This is a genomic window from Sulfitobacter sp. M85 (assembly GCF_029285915.1).
Lineage (GTDB): Bacteria > Pseudomonadota > Alphaproteobacteria > Rhodobacterales > Rhodobacteraceae > Sulfitobacter > Sulfitobacter faviae.
In genome coordinates, this window is the sequence record NZ_JABECQ010000001.1 from 29,687 (window position 1) to 49,814 (window position 20,128).

Below are 20,128 nucleotides of genomic sequence, written 5' to 3' on the forward strand. Positions count from 1 at the left end.
GGCAGTTGCGTTCGCGAGCACAATGGCCAATTCAATGGCATCAGATTTACCCTTGGAACAAGGATCAACACCATGGCCACATTGCGCATCGAAACCTCGGTGAACCGCGAGAACTCCGTCACCCGCAAACTGACAGACCGGATCATAGCGACGCTCGGCGACAGTGACGTCGTCACCCGCGACATCGCCAGCGAACCCCTGCCGCTGATCGATTCGACATGGGCCAGCGCCCGGGTGAAACCCGCCGAAGAGCGTTCAGAGTTGGATCAAGAAGCCCTCGCTCTCTCCGACGCGCTGGTCGCCGAAGTGCAGGCTGCCGATACGATCGTCATCGGCGCGCCCATCTATAACTTCACCATTCCCGCCTCGCTGAAAGCGTGGATTGACCTGATCGCCCGCGTCGGCGTGACCTTCCGCTACACCGAAGACGGCCCCCAAGGGCTGCTGGAGGACAAACGCGTCATCGTGGCCTTCGCCTCGGGCGGGACGGGCATCGATTCCGCCGCCGATTTCGCCAGCGGCTACCTGCGTTTCGTGCTGGGCTTTCTGGGCATCACCGATGTGACCTTCGTCGCAGCGGACCAGCTGGCCGTGGACGCCGAAGGCACCATCGCCCGCGCCCATGCGCAGATCGACGCGCTGCGCGACGCGGCCTAAGCGCCCCGCCCTCTCCTCCAAATCGGCCGCGTCCCCACACCGGGGGCGCGGCTTTTGCGTGGCGGCCTTTCGCCAGCCACCCCACGCGGCTTGACTCACAGCCCCGCAGCGCGTAAACGCCACCCAATCTCCGGAAGCATTGCCTTCCGGTCCCGGCTTGTCGTCGGGATCGCCCCCAGTCAGCGCGTTGCGCCCACTGGGGCGTTTGTGCATTTTCGCGCGCGTCCTTAAATAGGGGCAAGTGCAACCGACCCGAAAGGCCCTGTGCCCATGTTTGAAAATCTAAGCGAACGGCTCTCTGGTGTCTTTGACCGCCTGACCAAACAAGGCGCGCTCAGCGACGAAGACGTCAAAACCGCCCTGCGCGAAGTGCGCGTCGCCTTGTTGGAGGCCGACGTCTCGCTGCCCGTGGCGCGTGAGTTCGTCAAAACGGTACAGGAAAAGGCCACCGGCCAAGCGGTGACCAAATCGGTCACGCCGGGCCAGCAGGTCGTAAAAATTGTCCATGACGCGCTGATCGATGTGCTGAAAGGCGAAGGCGAGCCCGGCGCGCTGAAGATCGACAGCCCGCCCGCGCCGATCCTGATGGTCGGCCTTCAGGGTGGCGGTAAAACCACCACCACCGCGAAACTCGCCAAACGGATGAAAGACCGTGAGGGCAAGCGCGTGCTGATGGCCTCGCTCGACGTGAACCGCCCCGCGGCGATGGAGCAGTTGGCAATCCTCGGCACGCAGATCGGCGTCGACACGCTGCCGATCGTCAAAGGCGAAAGCCCCGTCCAGATCGCCAAACGTGCCAAAACGCAGGCGGGCTTGGGCGGCTACGACGTCTATATGCTCGACACCGCGGGCCGCCTGTCCATCGACGAAGAGTTGATGAGCCAAGTCGAAGCCGTGCGCGACGTGGCCAATCCACGTGAAACATTGCTGGTCGTCGACGGCCTGACCGGCCAAGACGCCGTGCATACGGCTGAGAATTTTGACGAGCGTATCGGCATCTCCGGCGTTGTCCTGACCCGGATGGACGGCGATGGCCGTGGCGGTGCTGCGCTCTCGATGCGGGCCGTGACCGGCAAGCCGATCAAGTTCGTCGGTCTGGGCGAAAAGATGGACGCGCTTGAGACCTTCGAGCCCGAGCGTATCGCGGGCCGCATCCTCGGCATGGGCGACATCGTGGCGCTGGTCGAAAAGGCGCAGGAAACCATCGAGGCCGAACAGGCCGAGAAGATGATGAAGCGCATGGCCAAGGGTCAGTTCAACATGAACGACCTGAAGATGCAGCTTGAACAGATGATCAAGATGGGCGGCATGCAGGGCATGATGGGCATGATGCCCGGCATGGGGAAAATGGCGAAACAGGTCGAAGATGCCGGTTTCGACGACAAGATCCTCAAGCAGCAGATCGCCCTCATCCAGTCCATGACCAAGAAAGAGCGCGCCAACCCTGCCCTGCTGCAGGCCAGCCGCAAGAAGCGGATCGCCAAGGGTGCCGGCATGGAGGTCTCTGACCTTAACAAGCTGATGAAGATGCACCGCCAGATGTCCGACATGATGAAGAAGATGGGCAAGATGGGCAAAGGCGGTATGCTCAAGCAGGCCATGAAGGGCATGATGGGCAAGGGCGGCATGCCCGGCGGCATGGACCCCTCCCAGATGGACCCCAAGGCGCTGGAAGCGGCGGCCAAGCAAATGGGCGGCAAGCTGCCCGGCGGTCTGGGTGGCATGGGCGGTGGCCTCGGCGGCGGCATGGGCCTGCCCGGCGGCCTCAGCGGTTTCGGGAAGAAAAAATGACCGAGCCCCTCACGGATACCGCCGCCCGCGCCGCCGAGCTGTTGAAAGAGCACCGCGCCTCGATCGACCGGCTCGATGCGATCCTCGTCTATACGCTGGGCGAGCGGTTCAAACACACGCAGGCCGTGGGGAAACTCAAGGCCACGCACGACCTTCCCCCCTCCGATCCGGCCCGCGAAGCGGCCCAGATCGAGCGGCTCGAAGATTTGGCGGAAGCGGCGGACCTCGACCCCGTCTTCGCCAAGAAGTTCTTGAACTTCATCATCGCCGAAGTCATTCGGCACCACAAAACCCACCAAGAATAGGACGGCCTCCCGTCCCCCCAACCAACCTAAAGGATTAAACACCATGGCAATGAAAATTCGTCTCGCCCGCGGCGGTTCCAAAAAGCGCCCCTTCTACCGCATCGTGGCCGCCGACAGCCGCATGCCGCGCGATGGCCGCTTCATCGAGAAGCTGGGCACCTACAACCCGCTGCTGCCCAAAGACAGCGAAGACCGCGTGAAAATGGACGTTGAAAAGGTTCAGGAATGGATCGCCAAAGGCGCCCAGCCTACCGAGCGCGTCGTTCGCATGCTGGAAGCCGCTGGCATCCGCGAAAAGACCGAGCGTAACAACCCCAAGAAGGGCGCACCGGGCAAGAAAGCCCAAGAGCGCGCGCAGGAGAAAGCCGACAAGGCCGCTGCCGCTGCCGAAGCTGCCAACGCCCCTGCCGAAGAAGCTTCCGCAGAATAAGCTTCGAGCGCCCGGCATGGATACATTCTCTGATGACTTCCGTGCCGGGCTGCACGACCTGATGCGATGGCGGCGCGACGTGCGCCGCTTTCGCACAGACCCGCTGGACGAGGCGCTGGTGCAAAGCTGCCTCGACAGTTTCAATCTTGCCCCCTCTGTGGGCCTGTCGGAACCTTGGCGGATCATCCGCGTTGCCTCCGACACCGCGCGCCAAGCCGCGCTTGAGAATTTCCAATCCGCCAATGCCCGCGCCCTCGCCGGATACGAGGGTGAAAAGGCCGCGCTCTATGCCGGGCTCAAACTCTCGGGAATGAGCGACGCGCCCGAGCAATTGGCGATCTACTGTGATGAGAGCACCGAAAAGGGCAGCGGCCTCGGCGCGGGCACCATGCCAGAGATGCGGCGCTATTCGGTGGTGGGGGCGATCACCCACCTATGGCTCACCGCCCGCGCTCATGGCCTCGGGCTGGGCTGGGTCTCGGTGCTTGACCCCGCCCGGCTGAACCGTGACCTTGCGGTGCCAGAGGACTGGTCGCTGGTGGCCTATCTTTGTATGGGCTGGCCCGAGGAAAACAGCCTGACGCCGGAACTGGAAACCAAGGGTTGGGAGACCCGCGCCCCCCGCCTCAAGGTCGAGACCCGCTAATGAGAAAGCTACTGTTCCTTCTGTCCGTGCTCGTGCTCGGCTTTGTCCTTGGCATCCGCTACGATCGGCAGTTAATGCAGGACGAGTGCAGAGCCGGGGCCGGTGAATGGACCGGGACGATCTGCGTGAATTCGGAGTTGTTGCAATGAGTGACCAAGACCTGATCTGCGTCGGTGCCATCGCGGGCGCCTATGGCGTGCGCGGCGAAGTGCGCGTGAAAAGCTACTGCGCCGTGCCCGAAGACATCGAAAGCTACCGCCCGCTGAGCACCGAGGACGGCAGCCGCCAGTTCAACCTCGCCCTGCTGCACCCGGTCAAAAACGGCTTTGCCGCGCGCATCGCCGAAATCACCACCAAGGAAGAGGCCGACGATCTGCGCGGTGCCTCGCTCTTTGCCGCGCGGGATCAATTGCCGGGCCTGCCGGATGACGAATTCTACCACGCCGATCTCATCGGGCTTGAGGTCTATGACACCGGGGGCGTACTGCTGGGGCGCGTGAAAACGGTGCAGAACCACGGGGCGGACGATCTGTTGGAACTGCAACTTGCAGGCACCTCGGCCACCACCTTCCTGCCCTTCACCAAAGCCGCCGTGCCGACGGTCGATCTCGCCTCGGGCCGGATCATCGCCGACCCGCCTTTGGGCGTGCTGCCCGAGGGCAAGGATGGCTGAGACCGGAGCCGGATGATGCCCCGCCGGATCATCCTGCATCCCGGCTTTCACAAGACCGGGACCAGTTCCGTTCAAGCCACCCTGCGCGCCAACCGCGCCCTGCTGAAACCCCATGTCGCCCTGCGCCTGCGCTGGCAGATGAAAGACCTGCTGCATGCCGCGCGCGGCTATTCCACATGGCGCGACCCGCTCACGTTGCTCAAGGCCGAATACCGCTTCGACGCCCTTCTCGACACCCTGCCCCGGATGCCGCGCCGCACGCTGGTCCTCTCGGCCGAGGAACTGGCCGGTCACATGCCCGGACGTGGCGCTCTGGCCGATTACAGCGCCGCGCCCGACCTGCTGGAGATCTTTACCCGCAGCCTGCGCCGCCGTTTCCCCCGGGCGGAGATCATGGTCTACCTCTCGACCCGCGATCCGGCGGAGTGGATCACTTCGGCCTATTGGGAGCATGTCAAAGCCTCTTCCATGATGCTCGACCTTGCCACTTTCACTGCCCGCTACGCCCCAGCGGCAGATTTGGATGGGGTGGCCGAAACGATTGCTCATCGCCTGCCCTGCCCGGTGCATCACACGCGGCTGGAGGCCTGCCGCGACCTGCCGCTCGGCCCCGCGACGCCCCTTCTAGACCTTTGCGCATTGCCGCCTGAGGTCTTGGCGCAGATGACCGTGCCCCCGCCCGAGAACCAGCGCTTGCCTGCGGAACTTTTGCAGGCTCTGCTTGACGCCAACCGCCAACACGCCGATGACCCCGAGGCGCGCCGCCGCGCCAAGACCGCTCTATTGCAACAGGCAGGAACCGCATGAAACCCACCCGCTCTCACGGACGTCAAAGCGCACGGCCCAGCCTTAAACCCCGCGCCCTGATGCAAGACGCGCCCGATTACGCCGATGTCTGGCAGGCCCGGATCGTCACGCTGTTTCCCGATCTCTTCCCCGGTGTGCTGGGGGCCAGCCTGACCGGAAAGGCGCTGCATGAAGGGCGTTGGCAATTGCACACCCATGACCTGCGCGACTTTGGCATCGGCAAGCACCGCAATGTCGATGACACCCCCGCAGGCGGCGGCGCGGGCATGGTCATGCGCGCCGATGTGGTTGGCCCGGCGCTGGCGCGCGCGCAAAGCCACGCCCATGGGCGCTGGCCGATCCTCTACATGTCGCCGCGCGGGCGGCGGTTCGATCAGACCATGGCGCGCGATTTGGCAAGCTGCGCGGGGGTGACAATGCTCTGCGGGCGATTCGAGGGCGTCGACGAGCGGGTGATCGAGCATTTCGGCATCACCGAGGTCAGCCTGGGCGATTTCGTCATGACGGGGGGCGAGTTGGCCGCCCAAGCGATGATCGACGCCACTGTGCGCCTCTTGCCCGGCGTGCTGGGCAATGCCGAGAGCATCGAAGAAGAAAGCCACGCCTCGGGCTTGCTGGAACATCCGCAATATACCCGCCCCGCCGAATGGGAAGGGCGCGAGATTCCGCCCGTTTTGATGTCGGGCAACCATGGCGAGATTGCGAAATGGCGACAAGCGCAGGCCGAAGAGCTGACCCGCAAGCGCCGCCCCGACATGTGGGCCGCGTTCGAGAGCAAGACCTGAGCCCGCGCCCCGATACGGAACCCGCCCCTGCGCGGCGCGTTGATCTCCCATATCGGAGGGAGAATCCAAATGCTTGAACTTATTCTTATTCTGCTGATCGTCGCCGCCGTTGCTGCCCTCTTGGGCTTTGGCCGCGTATCGGGTGCCGCGATGACCGGGGCGAAAGTGCTGATCGGCATCGTTCTGGTGCTGTTCCTGCTCGTTGTCTTGGGCGTGATCGCGCTGGCCTGACGCGACAGCGCGCAGAGGTCTGAAATACTGGGGATCAAGGTGGCCACAGCCCCCTTGATCCTATCGCTTTTGCCCCCTATACCCCGCGCATCCGGAATCGCTTTGGCGGCTCCGGCGCTTTGCGTTTAACGCAGCAAACTAAGTAATGACGACGATACCTCCGGCGGGGGGCCTTGATCGGAAACGATCCCGGCGCTGCCCGATAGAACCCGAAGCTCTGGGTCGCGACATAATTTCGTGGAATACCGCGAACATCATAGGAGAATGGTCAGATGAACCTGATCGCAGAGATCGAGGCGGAACAAGTCGCCGAACTGGGGAAAGAGATCCCCGACTTCCGTGCCGGTGATACCGTTCGTGTTGGCTTCAAAGTCACCGAAGGCACCCGCACCCGTGTGCAGAACTACGAAGGCGTCTGCATTTCGCGCAAGAACGGTCACGGCATCGCCGGGTCCTTCACCGTGCGCAAGATTTCCTTTGGCGAAGGCGTGGAGCGTGTGTTCCCGCTGCATTCGACCAACATCGACAGCATCACCGTCGTGCGCCGTGGTCGCGTGCGTCGTGCCAAGCTGTACTACCTGCGCAGCCGTCGCGGCAAATCCGCACGGATCGCCGAAAACGTCCACTACAAGCCGCTTTCCGGCGCGAACGCATAAAGGACTGGTCGATGAAAACCGATACACATCCCGAATACCACATCATCAACGTCAAGATGACCGACGGCACCGTTGTGGAAATGAAATCGACATGGGGCAAAGAAGGGGACCAGCTGTCGCTCGACATCGACCCCTCCGTGCACCCTGCCTGGACCGGCGGCACTGGCCGCATCATGGACACCGGCGGCCGCGTGTCGAAGTTCAAGAACAAATACGCAGGTCTGGGCTTCTAAGCCTTACCGACAGTGCGAAACAAAGGCGCGGCCCCTCGGGGGTCGCGCCTTTTGCGTTTGGGGGATGGGGCAGTGGATGGGGCCGGGGCCGGGTGTGTGCGGCAAGCGGTGTGGAGGTATTTTTAAAAGGATGAAGTTAAGGGGGTATGCGTGCCGGTGGGGGCCGGCGCGCATGGGGGCGGCCGGGTTAGAGGCGGCGCTCTTGTAGGGCGGCTTGGGCGCCGTAGCCGTGCAGGTGGGACAGCACCGCGCCATAGGCGATCAGCAGATAGGCGAGCAGTTCCGTGCCCTCTTGGACGGTGGTTTTGATTTGCGAGTCATAGGCGGCGCCCATGACGGCCTCCCACAGGGCGCCGGTGCCGAAGATCCGCGAGAAGAAGAGCAGCAGCACCACGCCGATATAGACGAAGGTGGCGGAGCGGGTTTGCAGGTGGTGCAGCATGGGCAGCAGCGTGGTGCCGCGATTGCGCCATGCGATGAAGCTGCCCACCGCCAGTGTCACGAGGGCGGGGTAGATCCAAAATCCGTGTTGGATACGGTCCAGCGCGGCGTCATATTCGCGCAGGAACATGCAGGCGAAGAGCGTGGCCGCCAGTGTCAGATACCCCCGCATGCCCGCATGTTGATAAGCGCCCATCATGAAAATCCCAGCCGCGATGGCCAGCAGGGTGTTGTGCATATGTTCGGTCAGCGAGTCTTCGGTGACGCCATCGCCCAGAACGGCCGTATCAAGGTAGACTGTCACGGGCACCAGCGCCACCAGCAGGCAAACCAGCGCGAATTCCGCGATCACCATGCCCAGAGACGGCAGCACGCCGCGGGCAGTTGTTGGTTTCGATGTGGCGGGGTGGTGATCTGGCATGGGGGAGGCCTTGCTTGAGCGGTTCGTTGGGGTGCGCGGCGCGCGGTAAGGCACGGTGTTACACGGCGCCTTAACCGGTGAAAATAGCGCAAATGTGCGCGATGTCCAAACGCGGCAGGGCTGCCACGGTCGGGCTGAACAAGCGGCCTCGCCACTTTCCAAAGGCGTGAACCCTACATATAGTGCGGCTCAACAATATCCTGCCTTGAAGGGCAGGCGCGAAGGGACAGCAGTATGGCGCATATTATCGTCGTCGGTAACGAAAAAGGCGGCGCGGGCAAATCAACCGTTTCCATGCATGTGGCGACGGCGCTGGCGCGGCTTGGCCATAAGGTCAGCGGGCTGGACCTCGACCTGCGGCAACGGACCTTTGGGCGCTATATCGAGAACCGCCGGGCCTTCATGCGCGAGTCCGGCCTGACGCTGGCCAGTCCGACGCTTTGCGAATTGCCGGATGTAGAGGCCAGCAGCCTGCGCCCCGGTGAGAACATGTATGACCATCGCCTGAGCGCCGCCGTGGCCGCGCTGGAGCCGGACAATGATTTCATTCTGATCGACTGCCCCGGATCGCACACGCGGCTCAGTCAGGTGGCCCATTCGCTGGCGGACACATTGATCACGCCGTTGAACGACAGTTTCATCGACTTTGATCTTTTGGCCCATATCGATGCCAATGGCGAAAAGATCACCGGCCCCTCCGTCTATTCCGAGATGGTTTGGAACGCGCGGCAGCTCAGGGCGCAGGCCGGGCTGTCGGCGATTGATTGGATCGTGGTGCGCAACCGTTTGGGGGCGCAGCGCATGGTCAATAAGGAGAAGATGGAGCGCGCGATCAACAACCTCAGCAAGCGGATCGGCTTTCGCACCGCGCCGGGGTTCAATGAGCGGGTGATCTTTCGGGAGTTATTCCCGCGCGGTCTGACCTTGCTGGACCTCAAGGATATTGGCGTGAAACAGCTCAATATCTCGAACATCGCCGCGCGGCAGGAGTTGCGTGAGCTGATCAAGGCGTTGGAGTTGCCGGGCGTCAGCCCCGACTTTTGATCCTAGTGGCGCGGCAGCGGGGGCACGACCCGGCGGCGGCGCGACAGGGCGATGAGGTTCGACAGGAACAGCGCGCCCACCACGATCCCCCCGCCGATCAACGCGTAGATCCCGGGGTCTTCTCCCAGCACCGCCCAGACCAGCAGCGGCGCCAGCACGGATTCCAACAAAACGAGCAGGCCCACTTCAGCGCTTGAGATATAGCGCGGGCCAAGCGCGATGAGCCCGGCGCTGGCAGCCATGAACGCCGCGTAGAGCAGCATCTGCAGCAGTTCTGCGGTGGGCATGTGCAGCGGCTGGGCCACGGGCAGCAGCACCGCCCCGGCCAGCAGATAGGCCAATGCCACCGCCGGCACCATCGACACCGCGCGCGCATGGCGCGCCGCTGTCAGCGCTCCGGCGAAGATGGCCGAGATCGACAGGGCCAGCAGATCGCCCGCGCGCGAGGCATTCTCGGTCTCGCCCGAGCCGAAGGCGATCACGGCCAGCCCGGCAAGCACCGCTGCGATGGTAAAGAACATGCGGCGGCTGATCGGCTCGCTCAGAAAGACCCGGCTATAGATCGCGGCAAAGACCGGCAGCGAGGCGAGGATGAAGACCACATTCGCGACCGAGGTCAGGCGCACGGCCAGCACGAAGCCGACCCCCGCGCAGGCCACGCCGCCGATGTAGATCGCGCTCGCCCATCCGGCGCGGCTGAGGGCGCGGAAGGGGGCGGTGCCTTGGGCCAGCAGCAGGCCCGCGCCAATCGCCATGCCCACGAGGGTCACCTTCCAAAAGGCGAGCGTCAGCATCGGCGCGTCGATGACGCGCACGAAAAGCGCTTCGGGAACGATGCACATCACCCCAAGAAAGGTGAGCAGGAGGCCTTTGGTCTGATCGGTCATGCGCCATCGGTGGCGGTTTCCACGGGCTAAGTAAAGCCCCCCTGCCCCACATCCGACAGCTTGAGCAGCGCCCGCCGCAGCACCGCCGCCTCGGCAGGGTCGAGCGCATCCATCAGCGCGGCATTGTAGCGCTGCGCCACGGCGCGCAGATCGTCATAGGCCGCTTGGCCCTGCCGGGTCAGCGACAGATGCTCTACCCGCCGATCCTCTGGGTCGCGGCTGCGGGTGACGAAGCGGCGCTCGGTCAGGCGGTGCACGGCGCGGCTGATCTTGGTCTTATGCATCCGCGCGCGCTGGCCGATTTCGCTTGCCGTGAGTTGCCCATAGAGGCCGAGGTGGAACAAGACCCGCCATTCGGTGCGCAGCATGCCGTAGCGGCTTTTGTAGATCTGCTGAAACTCAAGCGATGACGCCTCCGCCGCTTGGTTCAGCAGGTAGGGCAGAAAATACTGAAGCTGAAAGTCACCGTCCGCCATGCTGCGCCGCTTGTTAGTTACAAATCCAACTATTACGCTTGTAACAGATTCTGCAAGGGGGCACAGATGACCAGCCAGTCCAAGCCATCGACGATGACAACCGCGGCCACCACATCGGGCACGCATCCGGGCTATATGCCGGGTTTCGGCAATGATTTCGAAACCGAAGCCCTGCCCGGCGCCTTGCCGCAGGGCATGAACTCCCCGCAGAAATGCAACTACGGCCTCTATGGCGAACAGCTGTCCGGCACGGCTTTTACCGCGCCCTCTCATCAGAACGAGCGAACGTGGTGCTACCGCATCCGGCCCTCGGTCAAACATTCGTCGCGCTACACGCGGATCGACCTGCCCTATTGGAAGTCCGCACCGCATCAGCCGCAGGATGTGACCAGCCTTGGCCAATACCGCTGGGATCCGGTGCCGCATTCCGACACGCCGCTGACTTGGCTGACCGGCATGCGCACGATGACCACGGCGGGGGATGTGAACACCCAAGTCGGCATGGCGAGCCATATCTATCTGGTGACCGAGAGCATGGTGGACAGCTATTTCTACTCCGCCGACAGCGAGCTTCTGATCGTCCCGCAGGAGGGCCGTCTGCGCTTTTGCACCGAGTTGGGCGTCATGGACGTCGCCCCGCAGGAGATCGCCATCATTCCGCGCGGGCTGGTCTACCGGGTGGAGGTGCTGGACGGCCCCGCGCGCGGCTTTGTCTGCGAGAACTACGGCCAGAAGTTCCACCTGCCCGCGCGCGGCCCGATCGGCGCCAACTGCATGGCGAACCCGCGTGATTTCAAAACCCCCGTGGCGGCTTTCGAGGACCGCGAGGTGCCCTCCACCGTCACCATCAAATGGTGCGGCCAGTTCCATGAGACCAAGATCGGGCATTCGCCGCTCGACGTGGTGGCATGGCACGGCAACTACGCACCGGTGAAATACGACCTGAACACCTATTGCCCGGTGGGCGCGGTACTCTTCGACCACCCGGACCCGTCGATCTTTACCGTGCTGACCGCGCCCTCGGGCGTCGAAGGCACCGCCAATATCGACTTCGTGCTGTTCCGTGACCGTTGGATGGTGGCTGAGGATACCTTCCGCCCGCCGTGGTATCACAAGAACATCATGTCCGAACTCATGGGCAACATTCACGGCCAGTATGACGCCAAGCCCAAGGGTTTCGTCCCCGGCGGCATGAGCCTGCACAATATGATGCTGCCGCATGGGCCGGACCGGAATGCCTTTGAAGGCGCGTCGAACGCCGAGTTAAAACCCCACAAGCTCGACAACACGATGTCTTTCATGTTCGAGACCCGCTTTCCCCAACATCTGACCGAATTCGCCGCCAAGGAAGCGCCCTTGCAGGACGATTACATCGACTGCTGGGAAAGCCTTGAGAAGAAATTCGACGGCACGCCGGGCAAGAAGTGCCCCCGCGGCTCCCGAAAGGACCGATATGACCCTGATGACCTCTTGGGTTGAAAGCGCCAATTCGGCCACCACCGATTTCCCGCTGAACAACCTGCCCTACGGCGTCTTTTCGACCAACCGGCTGGAGGCGCGCTGCGGCGTGGCGATCGGCGATCAGATCGTGGACATGGCCGCGCTTGAGGAAGAGGGGCTGATCGCCCTCGCCGAAGAGCCGGTGTTCGATGTGCCCTATTGGAACGATGTGATGGAGCTTGGCCCCACGGCTTGGGCCTCTTTGCGGTCCCGGCTGATCGAATTGCTCAGCGCCGATGCGCCGGATCAAGCCGCCGTTGCCCCGCATCTGGTGCCGATGGACGCGGCGCAATTGCACATGCCGATGATGGTGTCGGAATACACAGATTTCTACGCAGGCAAGCATCACGCCACGAATGTCGGGACCATGTTTCGCGGGGCCGAGAACGCGCTGCCGCCGAACTGGCTGCACATCCCCATCGGCTATAATGGTCGCGCCTCGACCGTCGTGGTCTCGGGGACAGAAATCACGCGGCCAAACGGTCAGTTGAAAGCCCCCGACGCCGAAGCACCGCATTTCGGTCCCTGCCAGAAACTCGATATCGAGTTGGAGATGGGCGCGATCGTCGGCACCTCGACCGAGATGGGCCAGCCCGTCAGCATCATTGAGGCGGATGAGATGATCTTTGGCTACGTCCTGCTCAACGATTGGTCGGCGCGGGACATTCAGGCGTGGGAATACCAACCGCTCGGCCCGTTTCAGGCCAAGGCATTCGCCACGTCAATCTCCCCGTGGATCGTGACCCGTGACGCGCTTGAGCCATTCCGCACTTCGACGCCGGAGCGTGAGAAAGACCTGCTGCCCTATCTGCGCGAGAGCAAACCCGGCCTTTATGACATCGACCTGTCGGTGATGCTCCAGCCCGAGGGCGGCGAGGCCGAGGAAATCGCCCGCACCAACTACCGCGAGATGTATTACTCCGCCGCGCAGCAGTTGACCCATCATGCCTCTTCGGGCTGTGCGATGAACGCGGGCGATCTGCTCGGTTCCGGCACGATCTCCGGCCCCGAAAAATCGCAGCGCGGGTCGCTGCTGGAACTGTCATGGGGCGGCAAGGAGCCGATCACCCTCGCAGACTGCAGCACCCGCAGCTTTGTCGAAGACGGCGACACGCTGACCCTCACCGGCCACGCGCAGGGCGATGGCTTTCGCGTGGGTTTCGGCGCCTGCACCGGCAAGGTCCGCCCGGCAATCGACTTTTCCTGAACAACCCGCGCATCCGCGCCGGCGAAGCAAGACAGAAGGACAACACATGGCCAAGCAATTCGCATCCCAAGGCGACATGACCGAAAAGGAAATCTCCTTTACCGAGGTGGGTGAGGGGCTCTACGCCTTTACCGCCGAGGGCGACCCGAACTCGGGCGTGATCATCGGCGACGACAGCGTGATGATCATCGAAGCACAGGCGACACCGCGACTGGCGAATAAGGTCATCGAATGCGTCCGCTCGGTCACCGACAAGCCGATCAGCCATCTGGTGCTGACCCATTACCACGCCGTGCGCGTGCTCGGGGCCTCTGCCTTCGGTGCGCCGCAGATCATCATGTCCGAGAAGGCCCGCGCCATGGTCGCCGAGCGCGGGCAAGAGGATTGGGACAGCGAATTCGAGCGTTTCCCCCGCCTCTTCGAAGGTCATGAGAGCATTCCGGGGCTGACCTGGCCCACCACCACCTTCAACGGGCGGATGAGCGTCTACCTCGGCAAACGCCGGGTCGATATCATGCAGTTGGGCCGCGCCCATACGGCGGGTGACGCGGTGGTCTATGTGCCGGACCAGAACGTCATGTTCACCGGCGACATCGTGGAATATCACTCCGCCTGCTACTGCGGCGACGGGCATTTCCACGACTGGCCCGACACGCTGGAACGCATCCGCGCCTTCGACCTCGACGCCATCGCGCCGGGCCGCGGGGACGCGCTGGTGGGCCGCGAGATGGTCAATGCCGCAATTGACAGCACCGCCGATTTCGTCCGCTCCACCTACCGCCCGGCGGCCCGCGTGGCCCTGCGTGGCGGCACCTTGAAAGAGGCATGGGACGCCGTGCGCGCCGAATGCGACCCCAAGTTCGGCGACTATGCTATCTATGAGCACTGCCTGCCCTTCAACGTCGCCCGCGCCTATGACGAGGCGCTGGACATCGACACGCCACGCATCTGGACGGCGGCGCGCGACAAAGAGATGTGGGAGGCGCTGTCGGACTGATGTCCCGTCCCGCGCTTCTTCCTGCCCTGATCGCTCTGGCGCTGGCGCTCTGGTTCTATCTGGTCTTCGCGCTGGTGATGGAGCACCGCCGCCATGCGGCGCGCCGCAGCGGGCAGCCCTACGCCGGGCTGCGCGATGCGGCGCAGGTTTGGTCAAAGATGCTGCGCGCGCCCGAATACCGCGGTGCGCACCGCCGGGTGGCGCTGGTGTCGCTGGCCTTGCTGGCCCTGCTGCTCTTGCGCGCCTTTCTCTGAGGATACCGTCATGGCCTATGCCTACACCCCCTTCCCCTACAGCCCCCCAGCCGGTCTGACCGCGCCCGAGCCGCGGCACCCGGTGGTGATCGTAGGTGCTGGCCCTATCGGCCTGTCGATGGCCGTGGACTTGGCCCTGCGCGGGGTCAAATCGGTCGTGCTGGATGACAACAACGTCGTCTCCCTCGGTTCGCGCGCGATCTGCTGGGCGAAACGGACGCTGGAGATTTTCGACAGGCTCGGCATCGGCGAGCGGATGCTGGAAAAGGGCGTGACATGGAAAGTGGGCCGCCAGTTTCACGGGGAACAGGAGGTTTATAACTTCGACCTGCTGCCAGAGCCGGGGCATAAATACCCGGCATTCGTGAACCTTCAACAATATTACGTCGAAGAGTATCTCATTGAACGCGCGCAGGAATTCCCCGACCTGATCGACCTGCGTTTTCTCAACAAGGTCACCGATCACAATGGCCACGCCGACCATGTTGAACTGACGGTCGAGACGCCGGATGGCCCCTACCGGCTTGAGACCGACTGGTACATCGCCTGCGATGGCGCAGGCTCGGCCACGCGCAAGCGGATGGGACTGCCCTTCGAGGGGCAGACCTTCGACGAACACTTCCTCATTGCCGATGTGGAGATGGAGACCTCCCCCTTCGGCGACCATGACATGCCCGAGCGGTGGTTCTGGTTCGCCCCACCCTTTCACAACGGCCAATCCGCGCTGCTGCACAAACAGCCCGATAACATCTACCGCATCGACCTACAACTGGGGCCAGAGACCGACCCAAAAGCCGAAGCGACCGAAGAGAAGGTCGTCCCCCGCCTGAAACAAATGCTGGGCGATGCGCCGTTCCGGCTGGATTGGATGAGCGTCTATAAGTTTCGCTGCGCACGGCTGGAGAGGTTCGTGCATGATCGCGTCGTCTTTGTCGGCGACAGCGCCCATGTGGTCAGCCCCTTCGGGGCGCGGGGGGGCAATGGCGGGGTGCAGGATGTCGACAACCTTGGCTGGAAACTGGCCGCTGTGGTGCAGGGCGATGCGCCGCCAAGCCTGATCGAGAGCTATGACATCGAACGCGGCCATGGCGCGGATGAAAACATGCGCAACTCCGCCCGCGCGACCAATTTCATGACGCCGAAATCGCCCGTCGAGACCCTGTTTCGCAACGAGGTTCTGACCCTCGCAGCAAAGCACCCTTTCGCGCGCAAGCTGATTAACTCGGGCCGGCTGTCGCAGCCCTGCACGCTGGCCCATAGCCCGCTGCAAACCGTAGGCGACGCGCCCCTGCGCCCCGGCAGCGCGCTGATCGACGCGCCGCTGACGGGGCCCGCGGGGGATTGCTGGCTACTGGGCGCGGTTCAAAGCCAGTTCACCCTACTTGCCGTGGGAGCGATCACCGCCCCCGATATCCCCGGCGTCGCCCGGATCGGCATCGACCAATCACATGACGCCTACCCCTGCTTTCAAGGCAAGGACAGCCACGCACAAAGGCGCTATGGCAGCGGGTTCCTCTATCTGCTGCGCCCCGATGGCCATGTTTGCGCCGTCTTCGACCAGCCCGACAGCGCCGCGATTGCCCGCGCCTATGACCGTGCGAAAGGAGCCACCGCATGATCCTCGAAGACAACCTCGGCACCGAGGGCGACAGCGTCTATGCCGCCCTCATGGCCGCCCACGAAGGGCTGACCGAGGCGGAAAGCCACGCCCTCAACGCCCGATTGGTTCTGATGCTGGCCAATGAACTCGGCGACCCGGCCCGGCTTGCGGCGCTTTTCAAAGCCGCGCGCGATCTGGCCTAACCCGCCAGCCTCACAGCACTTTTCCCCCACGCCCGCGCTTGCCGGGCCGCTTTCCTGCGCTAGCTTGCTGCTCAACTTCCCGCGACAGGCTTGACGCAACGCGCCTGATCGGCAGACTAAACACCCCGCGCCCACCTCAAGAGGCGACAAAAGCAGGTCAACTGCATCACCTGCCCCACCGTGAAAAGTGGGGATCCGCGATGGCCCGGCCAACGCACCAACAGAGAGGAAAATCATGGAATTTTTGACACGCACCGGAAAACCGCTGCCGCAATCCGTGCTGACATCAGCCGAGAACGCCAAGAAAGACCCCGTCAGCAGACGCGAGTTTCTGGCGATTGCGAGCGCCTTCGGGGCCACGTCCGCCACAGCCTACGGGATGCTCGGCATGGCCGCGCCCGCGCGTGCGGCGGCCCATGCCAACCTCAAGGAAGGCGGCACCGTGCGGATGCAGATGGAGGTGCGTGCCCTGAAAGACCCGCGCACCTATGACTGGTCGCAGATCGCGAACTTCAGCCGTGGCTGGCTGGAATACCTCGCCATCTGGGAGAATGATGGCACCTTCACCCCCGGCCTGCTGGAAAGCTGGGAGATCAACGACGACGCCACCGAATACACGCTGAACGTCCGCAAGGGCGTGACGTGGAACGACGGCACCGCCTTCACCGCGCAGGACGTGGCACGCAACATCGAAGGCTGGTGCGACAAGTCGCTCGAAGGCAACTCCATGGCGGGCCGTTTCGCCACGCTGGTGGATGAGGAAACCGGCAAGGCCATCGAAGGCGCGATCGAGGTGGTGGACGACCACACCGTCAAGCTCACGCTGCCCAAATCCGACATCACGCTGATCCCCGGCATGGCCGACTACCCCGCCGCCATCACGCCCGAAGGGTTCGACCCCGACACGATGCTGGAAAACCCCAAAGGCACCGGCCCCTACCTGCCTGAGTCCCTCGAAGTTGGCGTGAAAAGCGTGCTGGTCAAGAACCCCGATCACACTTGGTGGGGCACTGAAGTCTTCGGCGGGCCTTACATTGATCGCTTGGAATACATCGACTACGGCACCGACCCCTCCGCATGGATCGCCGCGGCCGAGGCCGAAGAGGTCGACGCTTTCTACTCCATGGAAGGCGAATATATCGACGTGATGAGCACGCTGGACGGCTGGGTCGAGAATGAAATCGCCACGGCGGCGACCATCGTGATCCGCCCCAACCAATTGGCCGAAGTCGATGGCATGAAACCCTATGAGGACAAGCGCGTGCGCAACGCGCTGCAACTCGCGGTCGACAATGCCGTGCTGCTGGAACTCGGCTACGCCGGGCGCGGCCTCGTCGCCGAGAACCACCACGTCGGCCCGATGCATCCCGAATACGCCGAGATCGAGCCGCCCAAGACCGACCCCGAAGCCGCCCGCGCGCTGATGGAAGAGGCGGGCATGGCGGATTACGAGCATGAGCTATTCTCGATCGACGATGCATGGCGCAAAGACACGACCGATGCCGTGGCCGCTCAACTGCGCGACGCAGGCATCAAGGTCAAACGCACCATCCTGCCCGGCTCGACCTTCTGGAACGACTGGGTGAAATACCCCTTCTCCTCCACCAACTGGAACGCGCGGCCCTTGGGCGTGCAGATCTGGGCGCTGGCCTACCGCTCGGGCGAGGCGTGGAACGAGTTTGGCTATGCCAACCCCGAGTTCGACGCCCTGCTGTCAGAGGCGCTGGCAACGGCGGATGTCGAAGCGCGCCGCGAGATCATGGCGAAGGGTGAGAAGATGCTGCAAGACGATGGCGTCACGATCCAGCCCTACTGGCGCTCGCTCTACAACCACACCCGCGAGGGGCTGGTGGGTGCCGCGCATCACATCGGGTTCGAATATCACCCGGCGCGGATGGCTTGGGCGGAAGAGTGATCTGCCGCTAAGTAGACACGCGAAAGGGCCGCAGCGATGCGGCCCTTTTTCTTGGCGCGGCGGCGCGGTTAACCGCCGATCAACTCTTTCGCCATCATCATATGCACGCCCTTTTCACGGTTCACCGTCTGGGTGATCCGCAGATCGCCCGCCAGCGAACAGAGCACATAGGCATCCTCGCGGCTGATCCCCGCGCGTGCTGAGACCAATGTGATCATCTCGCGCAGGGCCATCTCCGCGCAGCGGTCGAGGTCGGGGGCCATGCCCATCGTGATCACATGGCTCGGCGTTTCGGCCTGCGGATAGCTGACTGTGCGGTCCTTCAACACGGTCAGACGGAAGCGCCCCTGTAGCGCCGTCTCAATCGCCGTGACGCAGACCTCCCCATCGCCCTGCGCGCCATGCCCATCCCCGCAGGAAAACAGCGCCCCTTCGTTGAAGACCGGCAGGTAAAGCGTGCTGCCCGCCCCCAGTTCCTTGTTGTCCAGATTGCCCCCATGCTTGCGCGGCTCAATGGTGGCGATCCGGCCCCATTCGGGCGGCGGCGCCACGGCCATCACGCCAAAGAACGGGGCCAAGGGCAGTTCCAGCCCCCAAGGCAGCCGGGCGACGCCCCGCTCTGCGTCGAGCGGGATGTTGCTGTGATAGGTCTCGGGGAAATCCTGCGGCAGCGTGCCTGCCAAGGGGCGGATAAAATTATACCCCCAGTCCTGCCGCAGCGCGACATCAAGGATTTCGACCTTCAGCACATCGCCGGGCATCGCGCCTTCGACGGCGACCGGCCCGGTCAGGATATGGCCCGGCATCGGCGGCGGGCCTGCCTTGTGGATGTCGTAGAGTTCGGGTGGGACGTGGAAGCCCTCGGGCGGCAGGCAATTGGGCGCGCCAGAGACGGTGTTGATGATCACCTCTTCGCCGCTTTGGATGGTCAGCGCAGGCGGGCGGCTGGCCTCGAAATAGCCCCAATGGCAGCTCTCGGGCGAAGAATGCAGCGTGGCGGTCATGACTGCGCCCCCCGGTTGGCCAAGATGCCTTCGATCAGTTCCTGCACCCGCAGCGCTTCCTCTGGCGTGGCCAGACGGCTGGGCTTGCCCGCCATCAGCTGTGCCATGTCATCAAGCTGCGCCTTGAGGCTGGTGGCGCGGGTGTCGGCGGGGGCGTCACTGGTCGGCGCGAAATCCTCACCGGTCGAGACGGTATCGATGGAGAATTCCGAGATGCGGCGGCTGGCCTTCGCGCCTTTCACCGTCACCTCCTGCCGGTCCGGCTGCGCGCCGCCGACAGAACCGAGGATCGAAACTGGCAAACCTTCGGCGTTAACCAATCGCGCCGCCACATGGGTTTCGCATAGCTTTTCGTCGGGGTATTCCGCATGGGCCCATTGTAGGGTCAGCGGCCCCAGCACCCGCTCGCTCAGGAACAGGAAGTGCGAGATCACCTCACGCGTCATGCCCCCCTCAGCGGCAAAGCGCAGCCAATCGGCATCCACCTGCCATGCCCGGGGCCAAGCCGGATAGGTCACGATGATGTCGATGCCGCAGAGATCGCCAAGCGCGCCCTCTTGGATCGACCGCGTCAGATCGGTCAGCGCCGCCCCCGCCGCTTGGGTAAAGTTGACCGCCGCCGGAACGCCTGCGGCCTGCAACTCGGCGACCAAAGCGCGGCTCTCAGCGATATCCACGCCAAGCGGTTTCTCAAGGAAGATCGCCTTGCCCGCCGCCGCGGCTTCAAGCGCATAGGCTTTGCGCGGCACCGGGGGGCAGGCGAGATAGACGAGATCGACATCGGCCATCGCTTCGGACGCCGTGGCGGAGACAACCGCCTCCGGCGCGACCTCTTGCGCGGCGGCAGAGGCCGCGGGGTCGGGATCCCACATAGTGGTGACCGTGAAGTCAGGGTGCAGCACCATTTTCTCGGCCATGCGCCGCCCCATGATCCCCAACCCGATTACCGCAGTCCTGATCGTCAT

The 20,128-nt window shown here is 63.7% G+C and carries 25 protein-coding genes; 20 read left to right on the forward strand and 5 right to left on the reverse strand.

The annotated features are described in order from the left end of the window. Positions 1-72: 72 nt before the first annotated feature. The 12 genes from HKX24_RS00170 (at position 73) to rpmE (ending at position 7,214) form a co-directional block, all read left to right on the forward strand. Positions 73-657 carry an NAD(P)H-dependent oxidoreductase gene (locus HKX24_RS00170; RefSeq protein ID WP_271692406.1) on the forward strand — a complete coding sequence of 195 codons (585 nt, stop codon included), beginning with the start codon at positions 73-75 and terminating at the stop codon, positions 655-657. A 270-nt stretch (positions 658-927) separates the two neighbouring features. Continuing rightward, a complete protein-coding gene (gene ffh / locus HKX24_RS00175) occupies positions 928-2,448 on the forward strand; it encodes a signal recognition particle protein (RefSeq protein WP_271692407.1) in 1,521 nt (506 codons plus the stop codon). Further along, positions 2,445-2,753 (forward strand): chorismate mutase, encoded by a 309-nt coding sequence (locus HKX24_RS00180; protein ID WP_067262239.1) that lies wholly within the window; start codon positions 2,445-2,447, stop codon positions 2,751-2,753. Before ffh ends, HKX24_RS00180 begins: the two co-directional genes overlap by 4 nt. Before the next feature lie 43 nt (positions 2,754-2,796). Beyond that, positions 2,797-3,183, forward strand: coding sequence for a 30S ribosomal protein S16 (gene rpsP, locus HKX24_RS00185; protein WP_067262240.1), 387 nt, complete (start codon positions 2,797-2,799; stop codon positions 3,181-3,183). A gap of 16 nt (positions 3,184-3,199) precedes the next feature. After that, entirely contained in the window at positions 3,200-3,829 is a 630-nt protein-coding gene (gene bluB / locus HKX24_RS00190; protein ID WP_067262242.1) for a 5,6-dimethylbenzimidazole synthase, read from the forward strand. Further along, on the forward strand, positions 3,829-3,978 hold the full coding sequence (locus HKX24_RS00195; protein WP_271692408.1) for a hypothetical protein: 150 nt from the start codon (positions 3,829-3,831) through the stop codon (positions 3,976-3,978). Before bluB ends, HKX24_RS00195 begins: the two co-directional genes overlap by 1 nt. Then, positions 3,975-4,502: a ribosome maturation factor RimM gene (gene rimM, locus HKX24_RS00200; RefSeq protein WP_271692409.1), complete on the forward strand. Its 528-nt coding sequence runs from the start codon at positions 3,975-3,977 to the stop codon at positions 4,500-4,502. The genes HKX24_RS00195 and rimM overlap by 4 nt, the downstream gene beginning before the upstream one ends. Before the next feature lie 15 nt (positions 4,503-4,517). Next, a complete protein-coding gene (locus HKX24_RS00205; protein ID WP_271692410.1) occupies positions 4,518-5,309 on the forward strand; it encodes a hypothetical protein in 792 nt (263 codons plus the stop codon). Continuing rightward, complete coding sequence (gene trmD, locus HKX24_RS00210) at positions 5,306-6,094, forward strand: tRNA (guanosine(37)-N1)-methyltransferase TrmD (RefSeq protein ID WP_271692411.1); 789 nt, start codon at positions 5,306-5,308, stop codon at positions 6,092-6,094. Before HKX24_RS00205 ends, trmD begins: the two co-directional genes overlap by 4 nt. 69 nt (positions 6,095-6,163) lie before the next feature. Continuing rightward, a complete protein-coding gene (locus HKX24_RS00215) occupies positions 6,164-6,325 on the forward strand; it encodes a DUF1328 family protein (RefSeq protein WP_082849512.1) in 162 nt (53 codons plus the stop codon). 272 nt (positions 6,326-6,597) lie between these two features. Continuing rightward, positions 6,598-6,981: a 50S ribosomal protein L19 gene (gene rplS, locus HKX24_RS00220; protein ID WP_067262249.1), complete on the forward strand. Its 384-nt coding sequence runs from the start codon at positions 6,598-6,600 to the stop codon at positions 6,979-6,981. A gap of 11 nt (positions 6,982-6,992) precedes the next feature. Then, positions 6,993-7,214, forward strand: coding sequence for a 50S ribosomal protein L31 (rpmE, locus tag HKX24_RS00225; protein WP_067262252.1), 222 nt, complete (start codon positions 6,993-6,995; stop codon positions 7,212-7,214). A gap of 187 nt (positions 7,215-7,401) precedes the next feature. Here the strand turns inward: rpmE and HKX24_RS00230 are convergent, their stop codons facing one another. Continuing rightward, on the reverse strand, positions 7,402-8,076 hold the full coding sequence (locus tag HKX24_RS00230; RefSeq protein ID WP_271692412.1) for a hypothetical protein: 675 nt from the start codon (positions 8,074-8,076) through the stop codon (positions 7,402-7,404). Positions 8,077-8,310: 234 nt separating this feature from the next. Here HKX24_RS00230 and HKX24_RS00235 point away from each other — a divergent pair, with 234 nt between their 5' ends. Then, the gene (locus HKX24_RS00235) at positions 8,311-9,120 is read left to right on the forward strand and encodes a division plane positioning ATPase MipZ (protein WP_271688345.1); all 810 of its coding nucleotides are present in this window, start codon (positions 8,311-8,313) and stop codon (positions 9,118-9,120) included. Positions 9,121-9,122: 2 nt separating this feature from the next. Here HKX24_RS00235 and HKX24_RS00240 read toward each other — a convergent pair whose 3' ends face one another. Beyond that, entirely contained in the window at positions 9,123-10,007 is an 885-nt protein-coding gene (locus HKX24_RS00240) for a DMT family transporter (protein ID WP_271692413.1), read from the reverse strand. Between the two features lie 26 nt (positions 10,008-10,033). Continuing rightward, a complete protein-coding gene (locus tag HKX24_RS00245) occupies positions 10,034-10,483 on the reverse strand; it encodes a MarR family transcriptional regulator (protein WP_067268636.1) in 450 nt (149 codons plus the stop codon). Positions 10,484-10,576: 93 nt separating this feature from the next. Here HKX24_RS00245 and hmgA point away from each other — a divergent pair, with 93 nt between their 5' ends. From hmgA to HKX24_RS00280, 7 genes are all read left to right on the forward strand, one after another. After that, positions 10,577-11,962 (forward strand): homogentisate 1,2-dioxygenase, encoded by a 1,386-nt coding sequence (gene hmgA, locus HKX24_RS00250; RefSeq protein ID WP_271693859.1) that lies wholly within the window; start codon positions 10,577-10,579, stop codon positions 11,960-11,962. After that, complete coding sequence (fahA, locus tag HKX24_RS00255; protein WP_271692414.1) at positions 11,937-13,190, forward strand: fumarylacetoacetase; 1,254 nt, start codon at positions 11,937-11,939, stop codon at positions 13,188-13,190. Before hmgA ends, fahA begins: the two co-directional genes overlap by 26 nt. 46 nt (positions 13,191-13,236) lie before the next feature. Beyond that, entirely contained in the window at positions 13,237-14,187 is a 951-nt protein-coding gene (locus HKX24_RS00260; protein ID WP_271692415.1) for an MBL fold metallo-hydrolase, read from the forward strand. Then, on the forward strand, positions 14,187-14,441 hold the full coding sequence (locus HKX24_RS00265; protein ID WP_271692416.1) for a hypothetical protein: 255 nt from the start codon (positions 14,187-14,189) through the stop codon (positions 14,439-14,441). The genes HKX24_RS00260 and HKX24_RS00265 overlap by 1 nt, the downstream gene beginning before the upstream one ends. A gap of 10 nt (positions 14,442-14,451) precedes the next feature. Next, positions 14,452-16,059, forward strand: a complete 1,608-nt coding sequence (locus HKX24_RS00270) for an FAD-dependent oxidoreductase (RefSeq protein ID WP_271692417.1) — start codon at positions 14,452-14,454, stop codon at positions 16,057-16,059. Next, a complete protein-coding gene (locus HKX24_RS00275; protein ID WP_276153747.1) occupies positions 16,056-16,244 on the forward strand; it encodes a DUF2783 domain-containing protein in 189 nt (62 codons plus the stop codon). The genes HKX24_RS00270 and HKX24_RS00275 overlap by 4 nt, the downstream gene beginning before the upstream one ends. Positions 16,245-16,479: 235 nt before the next feature. After that, complete coding sequence (locus tag HKX24_RS00280) at positions 16,480-18,159, forward strand: ABC transporter substrate-binding protein (RefSeq protein WP_271692419.1); 1,680 nt, start codon at positions 16,480-16,482, stop codon at positions 18,157-18,159. A gap of 68 nt (positions 18,160-18,227) precedes the next feature. Here the strand turns inward: HKX24_RS00280 and HKX24_RS00285 are convergent, their stop codons facing one another. Both HKX24_RS00285 and HKX24_RS00290 read right to left on the reverse strand, forming a co-directional pair. Further along, entirely contained in the window at positions 18,228-19,163 is a 936-nt protein-coding gene (locus HKX24_RS00285; protein ID WP_271692420.1) for an acetamidase/formamidase family protein, read from the reverse strand. Beyond that, positions 19,160-20,128 (reverse strand): Gfo/Idh/MocA family oxidoreductase, encoded by a 969-nt coding sequence (locus HKX24_RS00290; protein ID WP_271692421.1) that lies wholly within the window; start codon positions 20,126-20,128, stop codon positions 19,160-19,162. The genes HKX24_RS00285 and HKX24_RS00290 overlap by 4 nt, the downstream gene beginning before the upstream one ends.